Raw genomic sequence first — 23902 nt, 5'->3', positions numbered from 1 at the left:
CCCTGGAGCGCGTGCTGGTGCGTGGTGCGGGTGCGGTGATGGCTCGGTCGTGTCAGAAGTCGGGGTCCCATGTGCCCGCTCCCGCCGGGTGCTCGTCGGTCCGGGGAGGGGTGCGTCCCGGCTCGCGGTCGTCGCGGCCGCCGGACGACCGGTCGCGGTCCCGGTCGCCCGTACGGTCCCGGTCGCCGTTTCCGGGGCGGGTCCAGCCGCCGCGCGGGTCCCGCGGGCCGGGCGGGCGGCCGCGGCGGCCGAGGCCGGTGAGCAGCCCGAGCAGCCGGGACGGTCCGGAGGCGGTGGTACGGCGGCCGGCGGGCCGTACGCCCTGGACGACCAGGGTGCAGTCGTCGCCGAGGTCGACGGGGTCGCCCGCGCGGACCGCGGTGTCCCGGCCGCGGTGGGCGCGGAGCAGGAGTTCGCCGCCGCCGGTGCGGCGCAGCCGGTGCGCCCCGGCCGCGCCGGAGCGGGAGCGGCGCAGGGTGGGTGCGGCCCCGCCGACGTCGTCGACGGTGAACCAGTACTCGCCCCCGGCACTCTGGCCCGCGTGGATCGTCCGGCTGTCGAGTTCGCGTCCGTCGCGGGAGAGGACCAGCCGCAGTCCGGTGAGGTCGCGGCGCCGGCGGCGGGCGGCGATCCGTACGCCGAGGAACGCGCCGAGCAGCAGCAGGACGGCCACGCCGCCGAGCACCGCGCCCCACCACTTCTCCCACCAGGTCGGCGGGGCCTCGACGCGTACCTCCAGGAAGGCGGTGTCGAGCGTGCGGCCGTCGTCGTCGGCGTCCAGCACGGCCACCTGGCCGCCGAGTTCGCCGACCGGGCTGCTGCCGGCGCCGACGGTCACGGTGAAGTCGACCTTCCGCTTGCCCGGCGGGGCGGTGACCGTGGCCGGTTCGACGCGGAGTTCGACGCCGGGCGCGATGTCCTCGAGGGCGAGCCGCAGGGTGTGCGGGGCGGTGTCGTTGTTGGTGAGGTCGAGGGTGCCCCGGAGGGTGTCGCCGGGGTGCACGGCGGCACGGTCGACGGTGAGGCCGGCGGTGACCTGCGGGGTGCCCTGGGTCGTCCGGGCGTGCAGCGGGCGGAGGTCGGAGGTGACGCCGGGCGCGCTCATCAGGGTGGTGAGCTCCAGATCGCCGTTCGCGCCCGCCGGGACGGTGACAAAGCCGGTGTAGCGGACGTCGCCGGCCTTCCGGTCGGCGCCCTTGCCGTCGTCGGCGAGCGGAACGGTGACCGGCGCGAAGCCGTCCCCGGCCAGCCTGGCCCGGACCTCGATGCCGGAGAGCTGGCCGGGGTCGGTGATGACGACGCCGCGCCGGGTCTGCATCCGCACCTCGATCACGGCCTTCTCGCCGGCCCGCGGCGAGGCCGGGTCGAGGGTGACGGCGGACCGGAGCTTGCCCTGCCAGATGGCGCTGACCCCGACCTCGCGGTCGCGGTGGCCCTCGGGGGCCTCGATGTGCACCCGCCACCTGCCGGGCAGCGGGTTGGTGACCCGCAGGGCCTCGACCGGTCCGTCCTGGCCGCTGAGTTCGAAGGAGGAGCCGTCGAACGTGTCGCGCACGGGCACCTTGCGGCCCAGCGGGTCGAAGTAGGTGACGGTGACCTTCGGGTCGTGCTTGGCGACGGTGAGGGAGCCGTCGGTGGCGATCGGCGGGATGGTCACGGTCAGGTCGGCGGGCGGCCGGCCGGTGTCGCCGGGGGCGAACTGCGCGCAGCGGGCGTGGGCGAAGGTCTCCTGGAGCGCCCGGTCGATGCCGGCGGAGGTCTTGAGGACGCGCATCTTCGGGCGGGTCTCGGGCCGGTCGGCGCAGCCGCCGGTGTACCCGCCGGCGGCCATGGCCCTGAGCGCGGCCCGGTCGATCTTCTCCCCGAAGCCGAGCGGCCAGATCTGTACGGACGCGGCGCGGGCGCGGGCGAGTTCGTCGGTGAGCCGCTTGGCGCCGTTGGCCTGACGGCTGGCGGGGTCGGAGCCGTACTCGGGGCTGCCGCTCACGTCGAGACGGCCGTCGGTGAGCAGGAAGACGACCTTGTGCGTGCCGGTGCGGCCGTCCTCGGTGAGCCGGGTGACGGCCTGGCGCAGCGCGGACGGGAAGTCGGTGCCGGGCCCGACGCGGGAGTCGCGCTTCGTCAGCTGCTGCACGCAGTCGCTGAGCCGCTGCCGGCCGGCCGCGTCGGCGACGGTCCGCGGGCAGACCTCCCGTACCGGCGACTGGCCGGGCTTCTCGGAACTGCCGAAGCCGATGACGGTCGCCCGGGAGCGTTCGGATATCTCGCCCTGCGCGATCAGCGCGGCGGCCTCGACCTCGCGGGCGAGGTCCTCCGGCGCGAGGCTCTCGGACTGGTCGACGACGACGGCGAAGTCGACCGGGTCGGGGCCGTCGGCGGGGGCGGCCTGCCGCTGCGCCGCCGTGGGCGCCGCGCCGAGGGGTCCGGCGAGCTGGCCGGCGAGCGCGAGGAACGCGCCCGCGAGGGCCAGGGCGGCGGGCCTGAGTCTCCACTGCATCGTCGGTCTCACCACAGTTCGCTGAGAAGGGCCAGGAGCGCGCCGAGCACGAGGCAGCAGACGCCCGCACGCAGCCACTTGTACTTGGCGGCGAGCACGGAGCCGTGCACGCTCGCCTGGTCCAGGAGCCAGCCGGTGGCGTCCTCCCCGGACGCCCGCAGCCGGTCGAGGAGTTCGCCGGCCGGGGAGCCGGCGGCGAGATCGCGCAGCAGGGTGCGGTCGGCGTGCAGCCGGGTGCGCGGCAGGATCACGGAGACGAGCATCAGGATCCCGGCCGCCCACAGCAGCCCGCCGACGGTCAGCAGCCACAGGCCGGGTCCTGCGGTGGGCAGCGAGGCGCCGTCCCGGGAGAAGACGACGGCGAGGAAGGCGATGCCGCCGGAGAGCATGATCGCCGCCTTGGTGTCGGCGCGGCCTATGTCCTCGCGGACGGTGGTCAGCAGCCGCTCCGCCATGAAGCGCACGTCCTCGGCGCCGGGGCGGGCGGGGTCGGTGGCCGGTGTGGTGCTCATTCCTCGTCCCAGTCGTCGAAGTCCTCGCTGTGGCTGCGGCGGCCGGAGTCACGGTCACGGTCGCGCCGGCGGTCCCGGTCGCGTTCGGCGGAGGACTGGACGCGGGTGGGCTCGTAGACGTGCCCGTCCCGGTCGCGGTCCCGGTCTCGGTACGCGTCGTCGCCGTACGCGTCGTCCCCGCGCTCCTCGTCGTCCCAGGGCGGGCTGATCGGCTCCGGCCGACTGCCCTCGTCCAGCTCGCGGCGCGAACGCCCGCCGCTGCGGGGCGGGTTGAGGACATGTCCGGCCACGCCGCCGAGCACGGTCCCGGTGCTCTGCCGCAGGAACTCCAGGACCTGGTACATGGGTTCGCCGATGTCGTGGCGCTCCAGGACACCCGTGTCGAGCAGCCGGTTGAAGACGGCCAGGAAGTCCGCCTGCCCCTCGCGCTTCTCGTGCTGGAGCTCGCGGCGGATCTCCCACTGCTTGTCCGGGTTCATCGCCATGTGATGGGCGATCTCGGCCATGCTTCCGCGCCGGAACATCTCCTCCAGCTCGCGCGCCCGGTCCGCGATCAGCCGGCGATCCGCCTCCTCCTTGCGGCGGTTGGCCTCGGCGACCCGCTCGTGGGTCTGCATCGTGACGTCGATGGCGTCGCGCCGGAACACCTCCTCGCGGATGCCCTGGTCGAGGTCGACGAAGACCCGCACCCGGGTGCGCAGCCCGAGGTCGCGGCCGAGGGCGAGCCGTCCGGTGGCGATCTCGTCGCGTACGGCCTCGTCGGCGCGCTGCGCCTCGGTGAGCCGGAACCGGCGGGACACCGACCGCAGTCCGTCGAGCAGATCGTCGTGGAGCAGCTCGGCGACGTCCCGCACCTGCTGGGTGACGACGAGGTACGGGTCCTCGACCTCCCACTGGACGCGGGCGATGGCCTGGAAGAACACGCCGTCCCCGGCGGCGGGCAGGGCCAGCTCGAACTCGGTGACATGGCGGCCGAGCTGGACCTCGCCGTAGGTGTACGGGCTGCCGAGCAGGGGCTTGTTGGTGTCCTCGTGGCGGTCGGGCCAGACGATGCGGTGACCGCCGTTGCGGTACATGAGTACGGCGGCGATCTCGGCGCTTGTGCGCTTGAACGGCGGCTCGCAGAAGCCCTTGAGCGGGCCCAGGATGCGCTCGGCCTCGGACTGCCGGGCGGCGGAGTGCGGGGCGGGCGCGGCGTTCCGGTTCTGCCGTTGCTGCAGATTCCGGTTCCGGTTCGAATTCGAGTTCGGGTTGTTGCGGTTCTGGTTGTTCTGTCGCTGATTCTGATTGTTCTGGTTCTGGTTCTGGTTCTGCGCGTTGTTCTGGTTCTGGTTCTGCGCGCTCATCGCCGCGCCCCTTCCGTCACGGCGTCCCACATGTGGCCCGCCGCCGTCTTGTCGAGCGGCCGATCCCTGTCGCTGACCAGTTCCTTCAGCAGCCCGCGCAGCCGGTCGCGGTCGCGCCGGCTGACCGCGATCAGCGGCAGGAAGCCGCACACCGCGTCCAGCGCCTCCCCGTCCTTCGCCGCGCGCCGCACCAGGACGGCCATGGCGTCCAGTGCCGCCTCGCCGGAGCGGGCGGTGGACAGGGCCCGCCGGACCAGCTCGGCCAGCGCGGGCGCGAGGTCGGGCCGGGTCATGAGCAGGGCCACGAGGAGCGGCCGGGCGGCGTGCGGTTCGAGTGCGGGAACGTCGCGGAGGCCCCAGAGGTACGTGGTGCGCATGGTGAGGGTGTTGATCGTGGAGACGAGGACGAGATTGGCCAGGGTCATCCGTCCGTCGCCGAGCCAGTCGTGCATCCGCCGCACCACCGGCCCCGGCTCGCCGGAGGCGAGCAGCCGGATCACGCTGAACCCGGCCGAGCCGAGCACCTCGGTGTCGGTCGGCTCGCGGCCGCGCACCACGCGGGCGAGCGCGTCGAGCGAGCCGCTCACGGAGCCGGCGGCGAGCACATAGCCCTGGGTGAGCAGCGCGGACTCCAGCAGGGCGGCGTCGTCGCTCGCCGCCCAGTCCTTGAGGACGGAGACGACGGCGGGCCGGACCCGCGGGTTGCGGGCCGCCTCGGCGAGCGCGGTCGCGGCGGCCATCCGGGCGACCGGGCTGTCCATGGCGGCCATCGGGCCGATCAGTTCGCGGTAGCCGTGGATCCAGTCCCAGGAGCAGAGCACCCCGGCCGCGATCGAGGCCCGGACCCAGACCTCCGGCCGCGGGTCGTCGCACAGCGCCCGCAGCCAGCGGCAGACCGGGCCGCGCACGTTGTGGTAGCCGTGCCAGACCTCGCCGAGCACGGCGGTGGCCAGGGCCTTGCCCTGGAACCGGACGGCCAGCGTCGGGACCTTGGCGGTGCCGAGGTCGATCTCGCCGTCCTCCAGGACGGACCGGGCGAGCGCCGGACGGTTCTCGGTGTGACCGCCGAACAGCCGTCGCCCGGCGGCCTGTTCGGGGTCGAGGGTGACCGCGAACTCCCAGGCGAGGAGTTCCGCGGCCTCGGCGGTGATGCTGTACGCGGAGCGGTCGAAGACGGCGACGGCGATGCGGAAGGCGGCGGTGTTCAGCGCGGGCAGCGCCTCGGGCAGGCTGCCGGGGCGGTCGGCGCCGGCGAACCAGGCGCGCGCCTGGGCCCGGACGAAGGTGGCGCAGTCCTCGAGGAGCTGCTCGTGGCCGAGTTCGTCCTTCTGGTGCCGGGCCAGGTGGTCGGCGAGCCGGGCGGCCTCCCGCGGGCGTAACTCCTCCAGGCCGAGGGCGTCGGTGACCTCGGGGTCGGCGGCGAGCCGCAGCGCCCGCTCGAGGGCCTCGTCGGGTTCGCCGCGCAGCAGGACCCGCAGGTGGCGGTGGAGCACGTCGGCGGACGGCGGGGGCGGGCAGGTCACCCCGTACCGGCCGCGCGACAGCCGGTCGGCGAGGTCGCCGCTCTCGACGACCACGATGCCGTACGCCTCCTTGCGGCACAGCAGTTCGGCGAACCGGTCGAGGTGCAGCTCGGCGAGGCGGACCGGGGTGCGGTGCGGCTCGCGGCGTTCGCCGGAGCGGTCGCGGCGCGGTTCGGCGTCGCCGCGGCCGTCGTCGGAGGGCAGTCGCAGGAGGTGGCCGGTGCCCTCCTCCAGGGCCTCGGCGGTGATCTCGTCGACGGCGTGCCGTGGGTCCAGCCGGCTGACCTTGTCGTCGGTGAGCTCGGCGAGCAGGGCGAGCGCGGTGGACTCGCGGCCGCTGCCGGGTTCGCCGCACAGGACCAGGACCCGCTGGGCGCGCAGGAGTTCCTTCATCCGCTGGTAGCCGGCGACCTCGCAGTACACGTCGTCGAGGTGGGCGAGGGTCTCGCGGGGCACGGCGCCCTGGACGAAGTCGGCGGGGCCGCCGCCCCAGTTGATGAAGGTGTTGCCCTCGATGACCTGGCCGTCGCCGCCGATGGAGTACGTCCGGCCGGCGGCGAGGGCGTGCCGGGCGGCGCGGGCGGTGGCGGAGCCGCCGGTGCCGCCGGCGCCGTCGAGGGGGCTGCGGCCGGCCCGGTCGAAGGGGTTGGCCTCGGGCGGCGGGGCTTCGCCGCCATCCTTGGCCGAACCCTTGTCGGGGCCCTTGTCGGAGCCTTTCTCGGAGCTCTTCTCCGCGTTCTTGTCGGAGGCGTCTGCCGTGCCGCCTTCGGACTGCGGGGAGTCGTCCCTGCCGGAGTCGGGGCCCTGGACCTCGTCCTCGTCGCTCATGCGGGCTTCCCCTTGCCGTTCTGGCCGCCGTTCCTGACGATGCCGGCGACGTCGCCGTGGATCTCGTTGCCCTCGAACACGGCCAGGTCGCCGCCGACGTGGTACTGGCGGCCGCCGATGGGCTGCGGCGCGTTCTCCGGCGTCCTCGGTGGCGGTGGGCCGTCCCCCGTCGACGGTCCACCGCCGGTCTCGGATCCCGCGGGCAGCACCGCGCCGTGCTCGTCGAGCGGCGGCGCGGGCCTGCGGGGAATGTGGAACCAGGCGTTCTCGTCGGTCTCCTTGGAACGCACCCGGGCCGGCCGGTAGTGGCCCGGTTCCACGTAGCGGCCGCCTTCGGCGACCACGTTGTCGTACAGCCAGCCCGAGACCACGACGAGCAGGTCCGCCGTCGGTTCGGCGGTCATGATCTCCTTGGCGGTGGGGCTGTCGCACAGCCGGCAGGCCAGGTCCACGGCGCGGCCGACGAGTCCGCGGCCGTCGTCGAGGACGAGTCCGGCGTTCATGCCGACGCGCAGCCGGAGCCGCTGCTCGCGGCCGGCGTTGTACTCGCGCAGGCACTCGTAGAGCGTGTCGATCCAGCGGCCGACCATGAGCGTCGGCGGCATGTCGGGGCGGAGCGCGCCGAGGATGCCGTCGCCGCGGTCCTCCTGGTGGACGGTGCCGGGTTCGACGCCGACGGCGGCGTACGCCTCGCCGAACGCCTCGTACATGGCGGCGCGCAGCCGCCGCTTGGCGTCCATGCCCAGCGTCCCGGAACCCACGGCGTCCCCGAAGACGACGAGTCTGTGGAGGGCGCCGGCGCCGGCTTCCGTGCCCGTGAGGGCTCCCGCACTGCTCACTCGGATCTCTCCCTGTGTGCCGTGTCGCTGTGGTGACAGGTCCAGCCTGGCCGCGTCCGGCGGCCGGCGATGTAGCCGTTTACACACCCGGCGGGGTTTTCTCCGCCGGTCCGTCGGGTGCTGCTCCGTGGCCCTTCGCGGGCCCGGCCGACGGGGGCCGGCCGTCGCGGGCGAGGAGGAGCAGCAGGGGCATGTCGGTGACGATCACGCGCCGGTTGGCGGTGCGGACGACGTTCTGTTCGCGCAGCAGGCGCAGGGCCTTGGCGACCGCCTCGCGGGTGGCGCCGATGGCCGAGGCCAGGTCGTGCTGGGGCAGTGGCAGTTCCAGGACGGTGCCGGACTCGCCGCGCCGGCCGGCCCGTTGGGCGAGTTCGACGAGGCGGGCGGCGAGCCGCTGCAGGACGGTCTCGGAGGCCAGCGCGCGGCGTTCGACGTCGGCGCTGCGCAGCCGGGTCGAGAGCTGGCGCAGGACGAGCGCGGTGGCGTGCGGCCGGGCGCCGAGGAAGCGGCGGAACCGGTCGCCGGGGACGGCGACCGCCTCGACGCGGCCGAGGGCGGTGACGGTGGCGCTGCGGGGGCGCTGGTCGACGGCGGCCAGGTCGCCGGCGCCGCGCAGCGCGAGTATCAGCCGGGCGCCGCGCTCGGTCTCGACGGAGACGACGGACCAGCCGGAGAGCAGGGCGAGGACATGGGCGGTGGTGTCGCGTTCACGTATGAGCACCTCGCCGGGTTCGTAGTGGCGCGGCCGGCCCTCGGCGAGCAGGGCGGTGCGGTCGACGGGCGGCAGGGCGTCGAGGAACGGGCGGTCCTGGTCGAACAGGCTCATCCGTCACCTCGCCCCGTGCGGTTCCAGCAGGCCGGCGGCGGTGTCCGCGGGTATGCGGACAGAGCGCGGCCACTGGCGCCTCGTGTGTGTGGTCCCACCTCGGTCGCCGTGCGCAGTCACAGTGTTGACGCTGCGTCACGCAGTGGGGTGAAGAACGCTAGGCGGTGGCACAGATCCGCGCAACGAGCATGGGGGGCGCAGGGGAGCGCCGTGATCGGCGCCCCTGCGCCCCCCGTGGGACGTGGGGTTTCAGAGCCTCGGATCGACCGGTTCGGACTCCAGTGCCAGTACGGCGAACACGGCTTCGTGGATCCGCCAGAGCGGCTCCCCGGCGGCGAGCCGGTCGAGCGCCTCGAGGCCGAGGGCGTACTCGCGCAGGGCGAGCGAACGCTTGTGCCCCAGCGAGCGGTTGCGCAGCCGCTCCAGGTTCTCCGGACGGGTGTACTCCGGTCCGTAGATGATCCGCAGGTACTCGCGTCCGCGCACCTTGATGCCGGGCTGGACGAGCCCGCCCCTGGCGTCGCGGACGAGCGCGGCGAGCGGCTTGACGACCATGCCCTCGCCGCCGGCCTCGGTCAGCTCCCGCCACCAGTCGACGCCGGCCCGTACCGAGGTCTCGTCGCCGGTGTCGACGACGAGCCGGCGGGTGACCTGGAGCAGACCCGTCGGGTCGTGCTCGACCAGCCGGTCCAGCCAGGCCAGCTGCTCGTCGTGCGGCCGGTCGGCGAGCGAGCGGCCGCTGCCGGCGAGCAGCTGGAACGGCGCGAAGCGCACGCCGTCGAGCCCGTCGGTCGGCCAGCAGTAGCGCCGGTACGCCTCCGTGAACGCGGCCGCGTCCGCGGCCCGTTCGCGCTGCCGCCCGGCGAGGTCGCCGGTGTCCACGCCGCGCGCGGCGGCGGCCTCCAGGGCGGCAAGCGCCTCGGGGAACACCGCGCCGGAGGCGGCGCCGACGGCCGCGTACTGGCTGCGCAGCAGGCCGCCGGCCTTCAGCGACCAGGGCATCAGCTCGCCGTCGAGCAGCAGCCAGTCGCCCGCGCCGGAGGCGCTGTCGGACCCGGCGAGCTCCTCCCAGAGCCCGGCGGCGGTCACGGCGGCGCGCAGCCGCTCCAGGACCTGCTCGGTGACGGCCGGGTCGTCGAAGAACGGCCGTCCGGTGCGGGTGTGCAGCGCGCCGGTGGGGCCGTTCACCCCGAAGCGTTCGCGGGCGGCCTCGGCGTCCTTGCAGACAAGGGCGACGGCCCGGGAGCCCATGTGCTTCTCCTCGCACACGACCCTCTCGACGCCGTCCGCGCGGTACTGCGCGAACGCCTCGGCCGGGTGCTCCAGGTAGCCCTCCTCGCGGGAGGTGGCGGTGGGCGCCATGGTCGGCGGCAGGTAGGCGAGCAGCCGCGGATCGACGGCGAACCGGCTCATGACCTCGAGCGCGGCCGCCGCGTTCTCCTCGCGGACGTTGACGTTGCCGAGCTGCCGGGTCTCGACGATCCGGCGGCCGTGGACGTCGGCCAGGTCCAGCGGCCGGCCCTGGTGGCCGCCGGGAGCCTCGACGGCCAGCGGGCGGGCGGGCTCGTACCAGACCTTCTCGGCGGGCACGTCGACGAGTTCGCGCTCCGGCCAGCGCAGCGCGGTCATCTTCCCGCCGAACACCGCTCCGGTGTCCAGGCAGATGGTGTTGTTGATCCAGGTCGTGTGGGGCACGGGGGTGTGGCCGTACACCACGGTGGCGCGGCCGCGGTAGTCCTCGGCCCACGGGTAGCGCACGGGCAGCCCGAACTCGTCGGTCTCGCCGGTGGTGTCGCCGTACAGGGCGTGCGAGCGGACCCGGCCGGAGGTGCGGCCGTGGTACTTCTCGGGCAGCCCGGCGTGGCAGACCACGAGCCGGCCCTCGTCGAGGACGTAGTGGCTGACGAGTCCGTCGATGAAGGCGGCGACCTCGGCCCGGAACTCCTCGGGCTCCCGGCCGAGCTGCTCGATGGTCTCGGCGAGGCCGTGGGTCTCCTGGACCTTGCGGCCCTTGAGCCAGCGGCCCAGCTTGTTCTCGTGGTTGCCGGGGACACAGAGCGCGTCGCCGGCGGCGACCATGGACATCACGCGGCGCAGCACGCCGGGGCTGTCGGGGCCGCGGTCGACGAGGTCGCCGACGAACACGGCGGTCCGGCCCTCGGGGTGGTGTCCGTCGACATAGCCGAGCTTGGTGAGCAGGGTCTCCAGCTCGGAGCGGCAGCCGTGGATGTCGCCGACGATGTCGAACGGGCCGGTGAGGTGGCGCAGGTCGTTGTACCGCTTCTCCAGGACGACCCGGGCCTGTTCGGCCTCCTCGACGGTGCGCAGCACGTGCACCTTGCGGAAGCCCTCGCGCTCGAGGCCGCGCAGGGAGCGGTGGAGTTCGCGGCGGTGCCGCTGGACGACCTGCCGGGGCAGGTGGGCGCGGTCGGGCCGGCCGGCGTTGCGCTCGACGCACACGGACTCGGGCATGTCGAGGACGATCGCGATGGGCAGCACGTCGTGCTCGCGGGCGAGCTGGACGAGCTGGCGGCGGGACTCCTTCTGCACGCTGGTGGCGTCGACGACGGTGAGCCGGCCGGCCGCGAGCCTCTTGCCGGCGATGTAGTGCAGGACGTCGAAGGCGTCGCGGCTGGCGCTCTGGTCGTTCTCGTCGTCGGCGACGAGCCCGCGGCAGAAGTCCGAGGAGATGATCTCGGTGGGCTTGAAGTTCCGGCGGGCGAAGGTCGACTTGCCGGAACCGCTGGCGCCGACGAGCACGACGAGGGACAGGTCGGTGACGGGCAGGGTTCGGACGGAAGTGGTGCTGGTCATGCGGCCGGTTCCTCCTTCGTGGTCGTGGTGGTGGCCGGGGCGGCCGGGGCGGCGTTCTGGGTGAAGACGGCCATCTGGGTCGGCGGGCCGACCTCGGGGTCGTCGGGGCCGACGGGGGTGAACGCGACGCCGTAGCCGTACTGTCCGGCGACGCGGTCGGCCCAGGCACGGAACTCCTCGCGGTTCCACTCGAAGCGGTGGTCGCCGTGCCGGACGTGTCCGGCGGGCAGCGACTCCCAGCGCACGTTGTACTCGACGTTCGGCGTGGTCACGAGCACCGTCCGGGGCCGCGCCGAGCCGAACACCGCGTACTCCAGGGCGGGCAGCCGCTCCAGGTCGACGTGCTCGATCACCTCGCTGAGCACGGCCGCGTCGTAGCCGGTGAGCCGCTTGTCGGTGTACGCGAGCGAGCCCTGCATCAGCTTGACGCGCCCGGCCTGCCGCTCGCCCATCCGCTCCAGGCGGAGCCGGCGGGCGGCGACGGCCAGCGCCCGGGCGGACACGTCGAGGCCGACGATCTCCGTGAACCGGGCGTCCTTGAGCAGCGCCTGCACCAACTGGCCCTGTCCGCAGCCGAGATCGAGCACCCGGCTCGCCTCGGCCGCGCGCAGCGCGGCGAGGATCGCCTCCCGGCGCTGCTCGGCCAGCGGCACCGGTCGCTCCTCCGTGTCCGTCGTCTCGTCCACCGCGTTGTCGACGTCCTCGACCTCGAGGTCGTCGGCCTCGGCGAGCCGGACCAGTTCCAGTCGCTCCATGGCCTGCCGGGTCAGACCCCAGCGCCGCGACAGGTAGCGGCTGGTGATCAGCTTCTGCTCGGGGTGGCCGGCGAGCCAGCCGTCCCCGGCGCGCAGCAGCTTGTCCACCTCGTCGGGGGCGACCCAGTAGTGCTTGGCGTCGTCCAGGACCGGGAGCAGCACGTACAGCTGGCGCAGCGCCTCGGAGAGCCGCAGCTCCCCTTCGAGGACGAGCCGTACGTACCGGGAGTCGCCCCACTCGGGGAACGCGGCGTCCAGCGGCACCGGTTCGGCCGTGACCGAGTCCCAGCCCAGCGGCCCGAACAGCCGCCGCACCAGCTCGGCCCCGCCGCGGGCCGGCAGCGCCGGCACCTCGATCCGCAGCGGCAGCGGCTCCGCGGCCCGGTCCGGCCGCTGCTCGCACGTGCCGCGCAGCGCGGTCTTGAAGACGGAGCTGAGCGCGACCGCCAGCAGCGACGAGGCGGCGTAGGGCCGGTCGTTCACGTACTGCGCGAGCGCGGCGTCGGGTGCGCCGCCCCGGCCCTTACCGCGGCCGGCCCGGACCAGGGCCACCGGGTCGACCTCCAGGAGCAGCGCGGCCGTGCACCGCTCCGCGGTCGCCTCGGGGTACAGCACATGCGCCGTGCCGTGGGCGGTGGAGAACCGCTGGGCCTTGCCGGGATGCTTGTGCAGCAGAAAGCCGAGGTCGGTCGCGGGTCGCTGGGGAGTACCGGTGGTACTGATCGTCAGGAACACACGTCCGAGTATTCCCCTCCCTTCCTACTGCGACCAGGTATTTTCCACTTCGCCCGCCAGGGCGGCGATCCGGTCCGGACCGACCCTGCAGCAGCCTCCGATCAGCCGCGCCCCGGCCGCCGCCCACTGCCGTGCCCGCCCGGGATCGAACGTCCCGGCGCCCCGCCACGCGCGCTCCCGCGCGTCCCACACCTCCCCGCTGTTCGGATAGACCACGAGCGGCTTCCCGGTCACCCGGGCGGCCTGCTCCACCGCCGGCCCGACGTCGGCCGGCTCGCAGCAGTTCACCCCGACCGCCGTCACCTGCTCCACGCCCGCGGCGAGCGCGAACGCCTCCGCGAGCTCCTGCCCGGCGCGGGTCCGCCCGCCCGCGACGGTGTACGTCAGCCACACCGGCACCCCGCACCCGGACGCGGCCCGCAGCAGCGCCTCCGCCTCGTCGGCGTCCGGCACCGTCTCCAGCGCCAGCACGTCCGGCCCGGCGGCCGCCAGCGCCTCGATCCGCGGCCGGTGGAACCGTTCCAGCTCCCGCACGCTCAGCCCGTACCGCCCGCGGTACTCGCTGCCGTCCGCGAGCATCGCCCCGTACGGCCCCACCGACCCGGCCACCCACACCTCCCCGGCGGCCCGGTCGCCGGCCGCCCGGGCCAGCTCCACGCTCCGCGCCAGCAGCCGGGCCGCCTCCGCCCGGCCGATCCCCCGGTGCGCGAAGCCCTCGAAGGTGGCCTGGTAACTGGAGGTGATCAGGACCCGCGCACCCGCCCGTACATAGGCCGTGTGCGCGGCCTCGATCTGCTCCGGCCCGTCGGCGAGCAGCCGCGCGGACCACAGCGCGTCGGACAGGTCGCAGCCCTGCGCCTCCAACTGGTTGGAGAGCCCGCCGTCGAGGACGAGGACCTCCTCGGCGAGCGCGTCGGCCAGTGCGCGGACGGGTCGCACCGGCTCAGCCCAGCTGGGTCTGGACCTGGGCGGAGATCAGCTCCAGGTGGTCCAGGTCGGCCAGGTCCAGGACCTGGAGGTAGATCCGGGACGAGCCGATCGCGCCGTACCGGCCGATCTTGTCCACCACCTCGGCGGGCGTGCCCGCGAGCCCGTTCGCCTTCAGCTCCTCCACCTCGCGTCCGATCGCCGCGGCCCGGCGGGCGACCTCCGCGTCGTCCTTGCCGACGCAGACCACCAGGGCGTTGGAGTACACCAGGTCGCCCGCGGGACGGCCCGCTTCCTGCGCCGCGGCCCGTACCCGGCCGAACTGCCGCTCGCTGTCCTCGATCGAGCCGAACGGGATGTTGAACTCGTCGGCGTACCGGGCGGCCAGCCGCGGGGTGCGGCTGGCGCCGTGGCCGCCGATGAGCACCGGGACCTTCGCCTGCGCCGGCTTGGGCAGCGCGGGCGAGTCGGTGAGCCGGTAGTACGTGCCCTCGTACGAGAACGTCTTGCCGATCTCGGTCTCCCACAGTCCGGTGACGATCGCCAGCTGCTCCTCCAGCCGGCCGAACTTCTCCTTGGGGAACGGGATGCCGTACGCCTCGTGCTCCTCCTCGAACCAGCCCGCGCCCAGGCCCAGTTCGATCCGGCCGCCGGACATCCGGTCCACCTGCGCGACCTGGATGGCCAGGACGCCGGGGAGCCGGAAGGTGCCGGCGGTCATCAGCGTGCCGAGCCGGATCCGCTTGGTCTCGCGGGCCAGTCCGGCCAGGGTGATCCAGGCGTCGGTCGGACCGGGCAGCCCGTCCCCGGAACCCATCCGGAGATAGTGGTCCGAGCGGAAGAAGGCGTCGAAGCCGAGGTCCTCGGTGGCCCTGGCGACGGTGAGAAGGGTGTCGTAGTCGGCCCCCTGCTGGGGCTCGGTGAAGATTCGAAGATCCATGCCTCCATCCTGCACGCGTCGGCGCCGGGCCGCCCCGTGTCGCCGCGCGCGCGTCAACCTCTCCGTCAGCGGCCGGCCCGCCGCGGCTCGGTCGGGTGAATATCCGACCACCTGGCGGGCCGCGTCCGGCCCGGCCAGTGACCCTCCGCAGTCGCCCGTCGTTGGCTCGGGCGGAGCCGGACCGCCCGGCCCGCGTGCCGGCGGCCGCTGCCGGCGCGTCGTCATTTCCTGTGGCCTTCCCCCTGGTGGGAAGGCCTGCGCCGAGGAGGCAGTCATGTCCCAGGAAGCCGTGCCCGACCGGGCGACGCCACCGCACTTGGTGCAGCAGACCGCGCAGTCGATGCAGCAGTCCGTGCCCGAGCAGAAGAGCGGCGGCGCCCCCAAAGGTCTGCTGCAGCAGATGGAGGAGCTGATGGCCGCGCTCAACGCCGATCTGAACCGGCTCGACGCCGAACTGCAGTCCTCGGCCGACCGCACTCCGGCGCCGGCCGACGACGACACCCGCTGACCGGGGCGCCGCCGCCACGGTCGTCACGGTCCCGCCGGCGAGTCCGCCGGGTCGGCGCGGCCCCGTGCCGCATCGGGCGGCCTGCCGCGCTCCCGCACAGTGAGCCTTCGCAGCATGCCGCGCACCCGGTCGTTGGACTCGTCGGCGGCGTCGATCGCCTCGATGCACTGCCAGTAGAGCCCTTCCTCGTCGGTGTCGCAGGCGACCCCGACGAGGGCGATGCCGACCTCCCCGAGCAGCGCGCTCAGCGCGTTCAACACCGTGCGCACATCCGTCACTTCGGACAGCCGGTCGGCACGCGGGGTCCCGGTGCGCAGCACCGTCTGGTCCAGGACTCCGCGTCCGCCGCCGATCTCGCTCAGCGCCCGTGCCTCGCCGCGCAGCTCCAGCGGTCCGCGGACCGCGAGATGACTGCCGATCGCCTGGGCGAGGGCCTGGGCCTGCCAGGCCTCCGCCACGATGTCCAGGGCCGCACGGCTCTGCGCCAGTGCGTGCCGCCCCGCTGAGATCAGTCGCTCCGCTTCCATGGACGCCGCCCCCGTTCGTACGACTTACTGCTCACTGAGTCCACTACCCAGCGTGAGGGCGTACGAGCACAAAAGCCAGAGGAATTCGGAAATCTGTGGACAGGAAGCTCGATCGGCGAAACCGGCTCACTCCGAAGAGTGACTGTCCTCCCCCGTGACGGGGCGCGCGCCCCCTGCCGGGCGCCGTCCGGCCGGGAAACGCACCTCGTTCCGGTCGATCTTGGCCGCCAGCGCGGCCAGCACATCGACGCCCAACACCTCGCAGAACTGCAGCAGATACGCCAGCACATCGGCGACCTCGTCCTCCACACGGTGCGCCGAATCCGCGTCCTCCATCACCCGCGCCGCCTGCTCCGGCGTCAGCCACTGGAAGATCTCCAGGAGTTCGGCCGCCTCCACGCTCAGCGCCGCCGCCAGGTTCTTCGGCGTGTGGTACGGCTCCCAGCCCCTCGCCTGCGCGAACTCGGCCAGCCTCCGCTGCAGTCCCGCCACATCCAGTTCTTCCGTCACGCCCCCAGGTCTACCACCGTGACGCCCGGCAGCTCCCGCGCCCGGGCCGCCGTCGCCGCCCCCGCCGTCCCCACCAGCCGCAGATGCCCGCCGGCGCAGATCTCGGCGGCCAGCGCGAGCAGTTCGCCGGTCTGCCGCGGATCCATCCCGCGGTCGAAGCCGTCGGCGAGCACGGTCAGACTCTGCAGCGCGTCCGGCACCTCGGCCACCTGGTCCACCGCGAACACCCCCGGCCCCGTCAACAGCACCGACGCGAGAGCCAGGTAGCGGAGTTCCCCCTCACCCAGGCGTTCCAGGGGGGTACCCACGGCGCCCCGGCCGTCCCGCGCGAGCACCGCCCGCACCCGCCCGTCGGCGAGTTCCTGCACGTCGAGCCCGGCCACCGGCCCGGCGCAGCCGCCGCGCGCCACGGCCGCGATCCGGGCGTGCCGCCGCCGGCACCCGGTCCGCGTCCGTTCCAGGACCTCGGCGAGGTTGTCGCAGCCGCGCCGCAGCCGCCCCTCGCCGCGCGCCGCCGGGGCGCGCATCCGGTGCGGCTGCGGGTCGCAGGCGAAGACGGAACGCAGCCCGACGACGACCTGTTCGGCGGCGGCCAGCACCTGCCGCTGCCCCTCCGTCTTCCCCGCGACCCGCAGCGGCAGCAGCGCGGTGCCGAGCACGTCGTCCGGGAACGGGGCGCGGGTCACCGGTACCGCGCCCGCCGTGTGCCACTCGGCCTGCACGCTGCTGCGCCCCGGGTCCCGCAGCGCGGTCGTCAGCAGCGTCCGGCCGCCCAGCGTCAGGCGCTCGCCGACGACGCGGAGTTCGGGCTCGGCCTGGACGGCGAGGTCGAGCCGTACCGGCCCGGCCGGTCCGTCGACCGTGCAGCCGACGCGGAAGCCGCGCCGCCCCTGCGCGTCCGGCCCGGCGCTCTCGGGGACACAGCCGGCCGGATCCGGGAACACCCGCCCCAGCTCGTCGCCCGCACCGAGCCCGGCCAGCGCCTCGTACACCTGCAGCACACCGGACTTGCCGCTCCCGCTGGCGCCCGCGAACAGCGTCACCGGCCCGATCGGGAAGACCGCCGAGCGATGCCCCTTGAAGGCGGACAACCGCACTTCGGTGACGGTGGGACGGGAGGGACGGTCAGGACCTGACGGACCGGACGGACCCGACGGACCAGGGCGACTTGAGGGTTCGAAGGGGAGGGAGACAGGCGAGGGGCAGGTGGCGTCCATGGACACGGACCGTAGGACGGCCGCCGCACGACGAACCGTTCCACCGTCACGACCTTCCACCGTACGAGGGACGGCACCCCGCCCCGCGCGGCTACGCCTCCGCCGCCTCCGCCGAGCCCTCCACCTCGGTACCGGCCGGGGCGAGCAGGAAGACGTTGCGGTCGACCCGGTGCATGCCGCTGCCGAGGCCGAAGACGACGCCGCTGCTGAAGTCGAGGATGCGCTTGGCCACGTCCGGGTCCGCGCTCGTCAGGTCGAGCAGCACGGGGATCCGGGCGATGAGGTACTCCGCGACCTCGCGGGCGTCGGCGAAGACCTGGACGCGGAGCACCACCATGCGGCGCTGCTCGGCGGACTCGTACCGGTCGGGGATCGCGTGGTGATCGACCCTGGACGGCCATTCGTCACGTCCGCGCAGCGGCAGGACCTGGGCGAGGCCCTCCCACTGCTCGTCGGTGACGTCGTACCTCTCGTACCTACTCATGCGCCCATCCTCGCCTTCCTCACCCGTTCGGCCCAACAGCGACACGGCTCCGCCGCCCGCCGGAACAAGATCATCGCGCTCGGACGCACGCGCTCCGCCGTCACCCCGGGTGAACTATCTTGGGCAGAAGCGTGACACCAGAGGGAGGCACCCCGTGCCATCAGATCAGCAGGCGCGCGCCCAGGCCGCCGCGATCACCCCGGGCAGACGTCCGGGCGGACGACCACACCCGTCCGATTCGGACGCGACCCCCGCGGACCGGGTCCGGGCCCTGTTCGGCGGCCACCGGCTGTCCCCGGGGCAGCGGCGCATCGCGCAGTACATGACGGACCACCTCACCGAGGCGGCGTTCCTTTCGATCACGGACCTCGCGGAGCGGGTGGGCGTGAGCCAGCCGTCGGTGACGCGGTTCGCGACCTCGCTCGGCTTCAGCGGCTTCCCGGCGCTGCGCGAGGCGCTGCAGCCGATCGCGCTGAAGGCGGTGGCCGCCGCGCCCGAGTCCGCCGACGTGCGCGCGGACCGCGGCAACGAGCTGCAGGCGGCGGTGGACGCGGAGATCGACAACCTGGAGTCGCTGCGCCGGGTCCTCGCCGACACCGACCAGGTGCTCGACGTCGGCCGCGAGCTGGCCCGCTCGATGCCGCTGACGGTGCTGGGGCTGAGGATCTCGGTGTCGCTCGCGGAGTACTTCGCGTACGCGGCCCGGCGCATCCACCCCGACGTACGGGTGGTGACGCGGGGCGGCAGCGTCTCGTACGACGCGCTGCTGCAGTCCCGGGAGGCCGGTGGCACCTGGGTGCTCGCGTTCGCGATGCCGCGGCACGCGAAGGAGACGCTGGCGGCGCTGCGGGCGGCACGCCGGATCGGGCTGAAGGTCGCGCTGATCACCGATCTGGCGCTCGGCACGCTCGTGGACGAGGCCGACGTGGTCTTCACGGCGGGCACGGGGTCACGGCTGGTGTTCGACTCGTACGCGGCTCCGCAGCTGGTCGCGGCCTCGCTGCTGCAGGCGATGGCGGACGCCGACCCGGAACGGACCCAGCGACGGCTGGAGGGATACGAGCAGGCCGCGGACCAGCACAGCTTCTTCCTGGACGACTGAGGGCCGGAACCGGCGGGTACGCGCGGGGTTCACGGCCCATATTCACGCCCTCGAACGGAATGAAATTTTTCATACTCTTGCTTACTCAACAGTATATATATTTACTGTCCTGGACGCCGGGCCTCTACCGACCCCCCTCCTCATCCGTCGGACCCCTGGTGTCCTCCGCGGCGGTCCCGGTCAACCCCTGGGCCGGGACCGCCGCGCCCCTCCCGAACACACCGTCGGAACGGACAACGATGTCCCCGAGCTTCTTCCTCGTCGGCGCCGACTGGCCCTCGCAGGTCAGACCCCCCGGCAACCGCGACTGGGAGCGCACCGCCACCCGCTGGCTGCGCGAACTCCTGCCGGCCCGCTACGCCGGCTACTCCCCGCTCTCCCGTCACCCCGTCCTGCTCGCGCGGCATGCGCAGCTCCAGCTCCAGCAGGAGATCAGGACGGTCCGGGTGGCCATGCAGACCGCGCGGGCGGAACTGCCCGCACTCGGTGTGCCCGTACCCGTGATCGAGAACGCGATCCAGATGTACGCCGTCGAGCTCGACCACCTCGGACGGCTGGCCCGCGGCGTCCGCCTCGTCACGGAGGCGCTGCGCACGAACGGCGGCACGGCCCGGGACGGCGGGCCGGCGCGCGTCGCGGTCACGCCGCGAGCGACAGTTCCTGACGCAGCACGATCGCGTTGAGGCGGAGCCCGAAGGGCACCACGTCGGTCAGCTCCAGGGCCTCGGCCCGGGCCCGGTCCACACCCAGCGTCACGTCGATACAGAACGCGATGGCGTACAGGTGCCGGCCTGTCTCGGCGTCCTGCAGGGCGAAGAACAGATCGCGGTAGTAACTCGTGCGCTCGGGGCCCTCGTCGTAGTACGCGAGCCCCGGCGCGTCCTGCTGCGCGGCGAGCCCGGTGAACGCCGTGACGAGCTCCTGCTCGACGGTCGTCCAGAAGGCCGCGTCGGCGAACTCCTGCGGCAGCGCCTGCCGGACGGCCTCCTTCAGGGACATCACCATCACCATGACGGGGGCGTTCTCCTGGAGTCCCCAGCCCCGGACCATGCGCACGATCTCACTGTCGGGGACGGCGGCGGCCGCCGCCCGGATGTGCTCGAAGTCGAAGTTGACGGTCGCCGGGGCGATCGCCTCCTGGAACAACCGGTCGACGGCCCGGGCCTGTTCGAGGTGCTCCTCGCCCACCTCGATGACGGTCCTGAAACTCGCGGCCATGCTTCCTCCTGCGGGTGCAGCGGTGATCGGAAGCGGTCAGTATGCCGATCACCACGCCCCCGCAGCAGTGCCGTCCCGCGTGCCGGACGGGCAGAGGAGAGACCCCGTCACATCGGCGCGTGCAGCGTCGCCTCTCCGGTGACCGTGATGCCGACGAGCTCGCCCGGACGGGCCGGGATCGGCCCCGGGGAGCGGACCGTCAGCGGCTCGTCGAGGCCCTCGACCGAGACGGCCAGCAGCGCGTCGTGGCCGAGGAAGCGGACGTCCGTCACCGTGCCCCTGGCGTGCGCGGTCTCCGCGGCGGTGACCTGGAGCTGCTCGGGGCGGAGCAGGACCGTGCCCGACGTGAGCCCGGTGGGCGCGGGGCTGAGCGGGATGGTGCCGAGGGCGGTGCGGACGGCGTCCCGCTCGGCCTCGCCGGGCAGGAAGACGGCGTCGCCGACGAAGGACGCGACCCACGGGTCGGCCGGCCGGCGGTACAGCTCCTCCGGCGCGGCGCACTGGGCGACCCGGCCCTCGCGGAGCACGGCGACCAGGTCGGCGGTGGACAGCGCCTCCTGCTGGTCGTGGGTGACCAGGACCGCGGTCGCGCCGCTGGCCCGGAGCACGGCGCGGACATCGGCGCGGACGGCTTCGCGCAGCCCGGTGTCCAGGGCGCTGAACGGCTCGTCGAGCAGCACGAGGTGGGGTTCGGGGGCGAGCGCGCGGGCCAGCGAGACGCGCTGCTGCTGGCCTCCGGAGAGCTCGTGCGGCATGCGGTCGCCGTAGCCGGCGAGGCCGACCAGGTCCAGCATCTCGGCGACCCGGGAGCGCTTCACCGAGCGGTCCGCGCCGGTGAGACCGAAGGCGATGTTCCTGGCCACGCTCAGGTGCGGGAAGAGCGCGCCCTCCTGCGGCACGATGCCGATCCGCCGCCGCTCGGGCGGCAGATGGACGCCGGGGCCGCCGAGCGTCCGCCCGGCGACGGTGACGGTCCCCTCGTCGGCGCGCAGGAAGCCCGCGACGACCCGCAGCAGCGTCGTCTTGCCGCAGCCGGACGGCCCGAGGACGGCGGCGAGCGCACCGCCCGGAACGGTCAGGTCGAGGCCGTCGAGGACGGGCGCGGTGCCGGGGCCGTACGCCTTGACCACGCCGGCAACCTGAAGGTCGTTCATGAGCGGTGCCTTCCGAGGAGGTACGAGGGGACGGCGGCCAGCAGGATCAGCGCGGCGGCGTACGGGGCCGCAGCGGCGAACGAGCCGCTGCCGGTCTCCGTCCACAGCCGGGTCGCCAGGGTGTCCATGCCGGTGGGGCGCAGCAGCAGGGTGGCCGGGAGTTCCTTCATGCAGACCACGAAGGTGAGGGCCGCCCCCGCAGCGATGCCGGGCGCGGCAAGCGGCACGGTGACCTCGCGGAGCACGCCGAGCGGGCTGCGCCCGAGCGAGCGGGCGACGTCGTCGAGGACCGGCGGCGCCTGGAGCACCGCGGCCCGGGTGGCGGCCACCGCGACGGGCAGGAAGAGCACCGCGTACGCGCAGATCAGCAGCGGCGTCTCCTGGTAGAGCGGACGGGCGTACCGCACGGCGAAGAAGACCATCGCGAGCGCGACGGTGATCCCGGGCACCGCGTGGCCCGCGTACGCGGCCTGTTCCAGCAGGTGCGCGAGCCGGCCCCGGTGGCGGGCGGCGATCACGCCGACCGGGAGCGCGAGCGCCGTGGTGAGCGCCGCGCCGCCGGCGGCGACGCCGAGGGTGGTGAGCGCGGCGGAGGTGAGACCGGCCGGGTCCCAGGTGGCGGAGGTGCCGACGACGAGCCAGTAGCCGAGGACCGCGAGCGGGAAGCCGACGGCCGTGGCGACGAGGCCGCCGCACCAGGCCAGGGCGACGGGCTTCCACCGGCCGAGGGCGGCGGGCACGGCCCGGCGGGCGGTGCCGGTTCCGGTGCGGGCGTAGTCGGCGCGGCCGCGGGTGCGGGTCTCGGCGTAGACCAGGGCGACGGTCATCACGACGAGGACGGCGCCGAGCGCGGCGGCCGGGGTGCGGTCGAAGCTGGCCCGGTAGGAGGTGTAGATGCCGAGGGTGAAGGTGTCGTACCGCATGAGCGAGACGGCGCCGAAGTCGGAGAGCGTGTACAGCGCGACGAGCAGTCCGCCGCCCGCCGCGGCGGGCCGCAGCTGCGGCAGGGTGACCTTCAGGAAGGTCCGCAGCGGCCCGTGTCCGAGGGACCGGGCGACCTCCTCGTGCCCGGGGTCGGTGCCGCGCAGCGCGGCGGCGACCGGCAGGTACACGTACGGGAAGCTGGCCAGGGTCAGCGCGAGCGCGGAGCCGGTGTAGCCGGCGAGCGACGGCGCGGCGGACAGCCAGGCGAAGGCGGTGACGTAGCTGGGCACGGCCAGCGGCAGGGTGACGAGCACGGACCAGGCGCGGGCCCCGGGCAGGGCGGTGCGGACGGTGAGCCAGGCGAGCGAGACGCCGATGACCAGGCAGGCGACGACGACGGTCACCGTCAGGGCGAGGCTGCGCAGCAGGAGTTCGCCGGTGCGGGCGTCGGCGATGACGTCCCAGGCGTACGCCGGGCCGCGTTCGAGCGCGCGGACGGCGAGGTAGGCCAGCGGCAGCACGGCGAGCAGAGCGGCCGCGGCGGCGGGCACGATCAGGATCCAGCCGGGCCGGTTCCCGGCGCGCCGCCGCCCGGCGGGCGCGGGTGCGCTCGCCGGGCGGGGGTCGCGACGGGCCGGGGCGGAGCGCTCCGGTGAGGTCACGTCAGACCAGTCCGACTTCCTGGAGCATGGCCAGGGTCTGCTTGAGGGAGTCCAGCTTGCCGAGGTCGATCTTCGGCGGCTGGAGGCTCTCCATCGGGGGGACGCCCTCGGCGGTCTTCACGCCGGCGGCCAGCGGGTACTCCTTGGTCTCCTGGGCGAAGTACTCCTGCGCCTCGGCGGAGAGGAAGTAGTCGGCGGCCTTCTGCGCGAACGCGGCCTGCTTCTTGTCGGCGCCCTTGAGGATGCCGACGCCGGCGACGTTGACGAGGCCGCCCGGGTCGCCCTTGGGCAGGTAGTGGACCTTGGCCTTGAGCTTGCCCTCGCCCTTCTCGGCGGCCTGCTCGTACCAGTAGTAGTGGTTGATCAGGCCGAGCGGGACCTCGCCCTTGTCGACCGCCTCGAGGACCTTGAGGTTGTTCTCGTACTTCTTCGGCTCGTTGGCCTTCAGGCCCTTGAGCCAGGTGCGGGCGGCGTCGTCGCCCTCCAGGACGCGCAGACCGGTGACGAACGCCTGGAAGGAGGCGTTGGTCGGGACGAAGCCGATCTTGCCCTTCCACTCCGGCTTCACCAGCTCGTGGATGCTGTTCGGCGGGGTGGGGACCTTCGCCGGGTCGTAGGCGAGCACGCGGACGCGGCCGCTGACGCCGGTCCAGTCGCCGGCGGCGCCGCGGTGGGCGGGCGCGACCTTGTCCAGGGTGGCCTGCGGCAGCGGGGCGAGCCGCTTCTCCGCCGAGAGCGCGCCGAGGGCGCCGGCGTCCTGGGAGAAGAACAGCCCCGCCTCCGTCTGGTCGCCCTCTTCGAGGAGCTGGGCGGAGAGCTCGGCGCTGTCGCCGTAGCGGACCTCGACGTTGGCGTTGAGGTGCTTCTCCAGCTTCTCGATCAGCGGCTTCACAAGGTTCTCGTTGCGGCCGGAGTAGATGACCAGGTCGGCCGGTTCGTCGCTGCCGCAGGCGGCGAGCATCGGACCGAGCAGGGCGGCCGCGGCGAGCGCGGTGAGCGTGCGGGCCAGGGGGCGGCGCATGGGACTTCAGAAGCCTTCCTGCGGGACCAACGA

General features: G+C 74.0%; 21 protein-coding genes. 3 read left to right on the top strand and 18 right to left on the bottom strand.

The genetic code is table 11. The features are described 5' to 3' along the window. Window positions 1-52 precede the first annotated feature (52 nt). From ABZO31_RS25725 to ABZO31_RS25680, 10 genes are all read right to left on the bottom strand, one after another. The gene (locus tag ABZO31_RS25725; RefSeq protein ID WP_406863647.1) at window positions 53-2497 is read right to left on the bottom strand and encodes a VWA domain-containing protein; all 2445 of its coding nucleotides are present in this window, start codon (window positions 2495-2497) and stop codon (window positions 53-55) included. A gap of 8 nt (window positions 2498-2505) precedes the next feature. Then, a complete protein-coding gene (locus ABZO31_RS25720; RefSeq protein ID WP_406863646.1) occupies window positions 2506-3009 on the bottom strand; it encodes a Pycsar system effector family protein in 504 nt (167 codons plus the stop codon). Continuing rightward, a complete protein-coding gene (locus ABZO31_RS25715) occupies window positions 3006-4355 on the bottom strand; it encodes a hypothetical protein (protein ID WP_406863645.1) in 1350 nt (449 codons plus the stop codon). Before ABZO31_RS25715 ends, ABZO31_RS25720 begins: the two co-directional genes overlap by 4 nt. Next, complete coding sequence (locus tag ABZO31_RS25710; protein ID WP_406863644.1) at window positions 4352-6706, bottom strand: hypothetical protein; 2355 nt, start codon at window positions 6704-6706, stop codon at window positions 4352-4354. The genes ABZO31_RS25715 and ABZO31_RS25710 overlap by 4 nt, the downstream gene beginning before the upstream one ends. After that, a complete protein-coding gene (locus tag ABZO31_RS25705) occupies window positions 6703-7545 on the bottom strand; it encodes a hypothetical protein (protein WP_406863643.1) in 843 nt (280 codons plus the stop codon). Before ABZO31_RS25705 ends, ABZO31_RS25710 begins: the two co-directional genes overlap by 4 nt. A 79-nt stretch (window positions 7546-7624) precedes the next feature. Continuing rightward, complete coding sequence (locus ABZO31_RS25700) at window positions 7625-8371, bottom strand: Crp/Fnr family transcriptional regulator (protein WP_406863642.1); 747 nt, start codon at window positions 8369-8371, stop codon at window positions 7625-7627. A gap of 249 nt (window positions 8372-8620) precedes the next feature. After that, window positions 8621-11185, bottom strand: a complete 2565-nt coding sequence (locus tag ABZO31_RS25695; RefSeq protein ID WP_406863641.1) for a polynucleotide kinase-phosphatase — start codon at window positions 11183-11185, stop codon at window positions 8621-8623. Beyond that, entirely contained in the window at window positions 11182-12675 is a 1494-nt protein-coding gene (locus ABZO31_RS25690; RefSeq protein ID WP_406863640.1) for a 3' terminal RNA ribose 2'-O-methyltransferase Hen1, read from the bottom strand. Before ABZO31_RS25690 ends, ABZO31_RS25695 begins: the two co-directional genes overlap by 4 nt. 24 nt (window positions 12676-12699) lie before the next feature. Further along, window positions 12700-13614, bottom strand: coding sequence for a homocysteine S-methyltransferase (gene mmuM / locus ABZO31_RS25685; RefSeq protein ID WP_406863639.1), 915 nt, complete (start codon window positions 13612-13614; stop codon window positions 12700-12702). Window positions 13615-13618: 4 nt separating this feature from the next. After that, the gene (locus tag ABZO31_RS25680; protein WP_406863638.1) at window positions 13619-14542 is read right to left on the bottom strand and encodes an LLM class F420-dependent oxidoreductase; all 924 of its coding nucleotides are present in this window, start codon (window positions 14540-14542) and stop codon (window positions 13619-13621) included. Window positions 14543-14816: 274 nt separating this feature from the next. Here ABZO31_RS25680 and ABZO31_RS25675 point away from each other — a divergent pair, with 274 nt between their 5' ends. Beyond that, complete coding sequence (locus ABZO31_RS25675) at window positions 14817-15050, top strand: hypothetical protein (protein WP_406863637.1); 234 nt, start codon at window positions 14817-14819, stop codon at window positions 15048-15050. Window positions 15051-15073: 23 nt separating this feature from the next. Here ABZO31_RS25675 and ABZO31_RS25670 read toward each other — a convergent pair whose 3' ends face one another. The 4 genes from ABZO31_RS25670 to ABZO31_RS25655 all read right to left on the bottom strand — a co-directional run bounded on the left by ABZO31_RS25670 (window position 15074) and on the right by ABZO31_RS25655 (window position 17788). Further along, complete coding sequence (locus ABZO31_RS25670) at window positions 15074-15577, bottom strand: DUF6099 family protein (RefSeq protein WP_406863636.1); 504 nt, start codon at window positions 15575-15577, stop codon at window positions 15074-15076. Between the two features lie 126 nt (window positions 15578-15703). Next, complete coding sequence (locus ABZO31_RS25665; protein ID WP_406863635.1) at window positions 15704-16087, bottom strand: nucleotide pyrophosphohydrolase; 384 nt, start codon at window positions 16085-16087, stop codon at window positions 15704-15706. After that, the gene (locus tag ABZO31_RS25660; protein WP_406863634.1) at window positions 16084-17304 is read right to left on the bottom strand and encodes an ATP-binding protein; all 1221 of its coding nucleotides are present in this window, start codon (window positions 17302-17304) and stop codon (window positions 16084-16086) included. Before ABZO31_RS25660 ends, ABZO31_RS25665 begins: the two co-directional genes overlap by 4 nt. A gap of 91 nt (window positions 17305-17395) precedes the next feature. Next, window positions 17396-17788 (bottom strand): cell division protein SepF, encoded by a 393-nt coding sequence (locus ABZO31_RS25655; protein WP_406863633.1) that lies wholly within the window; start codon window positions 17786-17788, stop codon window positions 17396-17398. Window positions 17789-17942: 154 nt separating this feature from the next. Between ABZO31_RS25655 and ABZO31_RS25650 the strand changes: the two genes are divergently transcribed. Continuing rightward, window positions 17943-18890, top strand: coding sequence for a MurR/RpiR family transcriptional regulator (locus ABZO31_RS25650; RefSeq protein WP_406863632.1), 948 nt, complete (start codon window positions 17943-17945; stop codon window positions 18888-18890). Window positions 18891-19129: 239 nt separating this feature from the next. Further along, window positions 19130-19573 (top strand): hypothetical protein, encoded by a 444-nt coding sequence (locus tag ABZO31_RS25645; protein ID WP_406863631.1) that lies wholly within the window; start codon window positions 19130-19132, stop codon window positions 19571-19573. Here ABZO31_RS25645 and ABZO31_RS25640 read toward each other — a convergent pair. From ABZO31_RS25640 to ABZO31_RS25625, 4 genes are all read right to left on the bottom strand, one after another. Next, window positions 19530-20108, bottom strand: coding sequence for a Type-2Aa cytolytic delta-endotoxin (locus ABZO31_RS25640; RefSeq protein WP_406863630.1), 579 nt, complete (start codon window positions 20106-20108; stop codon window positions 19530-19532). The two genes, ABZO31_RS25645 and ABZO31_RS25640, sit on opposite strands and share 44 nt — an antisense overlap. A 107-nt stretch (window positions 20109-20215) precedes the next feature. Continuing rightward, a complete protein-coding gene (locus ABZO31_RS25635) occupies window positions 20216-21262 on the bottom strand; it encodes an ABC transporter ATP-binding protein (RefSeq protein WP_406863629.1) in 1047 nt (348 codons plus the stop codon). After that, on the bottom strand, window positions 21259-22848 hold the full coding sequence (locus ABZO31_RS25630) for an ABC transporter permease (RefSeq protein ID WP_406863628.1): 1590 nt from the start codon (window positions 22846-22848) through the stop codon (window positions 21259-21261). The genes ABZO31_RS25635 and ABZO31_RS25630 overlap by 4 nt, the downstream gene beginning before the upstream one ends. Window position 22849: 1 nt before the next feature. Beyond that, complete coding sequence (locus tag ABZO31_RS25625) at window positions 22850-23869, bottom strand: iron ABC transporter substrate-binding protein (RefSeq protein WP_406863627.1); 1020 nt, start codon at window positions 23867-23869, stop codon at window positions 22850-22852. Window positions 23870-23902 lie beyond the last annotated feature (33 nt).

Origin of the sequence: Streptomyces solicamelliae, from assembly GCF_045348655.1 — a bacterium.
Classification (GTDB): Bacteria; Actinomycetota; Actinomycetes; order Streptomycetales; family Streptomycetaceae; genus Streptomyces; species Streptomyces solicamelliae.
This window is presented reverse-complemented; position numbering and strand designations above follow the sequence as displayed.

What these genes read in the sequence shown, in the direction of transcription:
- ABZO31_RS25720 (WP_406863646.1), bottom strand. Translation starts at nt 3,009, where the DNA reads ATGAGCACCACACCGGCCACCGACCCCGCCCGCCCCGGCGCCGAGGAC.
- ABZO31_RS25625 (WP_406863627.1), bottom strand. Translation starts at nt 23,869, where the DNA reads ATGCGCCGCCCCCTGGCCCGCACGCTCACCGCGCTCGCCGCGGCCGCC.
- ABZO31_RS25710 (WP_406863644.1), bottom strand. Translation starts at nt 6,706, where the DNA reads ATGAGCGACGAGGACGAGGTCCAGGGCCCCGACTCCGGCAGGGACGAC.
- ABZO31_RS25680 (WP_406863638.1), bottom strand. Translation starts at nt 14,542, where the DNA reads ATGGATCTTCGAATCTTCACCGAGCCCCAGCAGGGGGCCGACTACGAC.
- ABZO31_RS25715 (WP_406863645.1), bottom strand. Translation starts at nt 4,355, where the DNA reads ATGAGCGCGCAGAACCAGAACCAGAACAACGCGCAGAACCAGAACCAG.
- ABZO31_RS25645 (WP_406863631.1), top strand. Translation starts at nt 19,130, where the DNA reads ATGTCCCCGAGCTTCTTCCTCGTCGGCGCCGACTGGCCCTCGCAGGTC.
- ABZO31_RS25725 (WP_406863647.1), bottom strand. Translation starts at nt 2,497, where the DNA reads ATGCAGTGGAGACTCAGGCCCGCCGCCCTGGCCCTCGCGGGCGCGTTC.
- ABZO31_RS25660 (WP_406863634.1), bottom strand. Translation starts at nt 17,304, where the DNA reads ATGGACGCCACCTGCCCCTCGCCTGTCTCCCTCCCCTTCGAACCCTCA.
- ABZO31_RS25675 (WP_406863637.1), top strand. Translation starts at nt 14,817, where the DNA reads ATGTCCCAGGAAGCCGTGCCCGACCGGGCGACGCCACCGCACTTGGTG.
- ABZO31_RS25655 (WP_406863633.1), bottom strand. Translation starts at nt 17,788, where the DNA reads ATGAGTAGGTACGAGAGGTACGACGTCACCGACGAGCAGTGGGAGGGC.
- ABZO31_RS25695 (WP_406863641.1), bottom strand. Translation starts at nt 11,185, where the DNA reads ATGACCAGCACCACTTCCGTCCGAACCCTGCCCGTCACCGACCTGTCC.
- ABZO31_RS25670 (WP_406863636.1), bottom strand. Translation starts at nt 15,577, where the DNA reads ATGGAAGCGGAGCGACTGATCTCAGCGGGGCGGCACGCACTGGCGCAG.
- ABZO31_RS25700 (WP_406863642.1), bottom strand. Translation starts at nt 8,371, where the DNA reads ATGAGCCTGTTCGACCAGGACCGCCCGTTCCTCGACGCCCTGCCGCCC.
- ABZO31_RS25640 (WP_406863630.1), bottom strand. Translation starts at nt 20,108, where the DNA reads ATGGCCGCGAGTTTCAGGACCGTCATCGAGGTGGGCGAGGAGCACCTC.
- ABZO31_RS25635 (WP_406863629.1), bottom strand. Translation starts at nt 21,262, where the DNA reads ATGAACGACCTTCAGGTTGCCGGCGTGGTCAAGGCGTACGGCCCCGGC.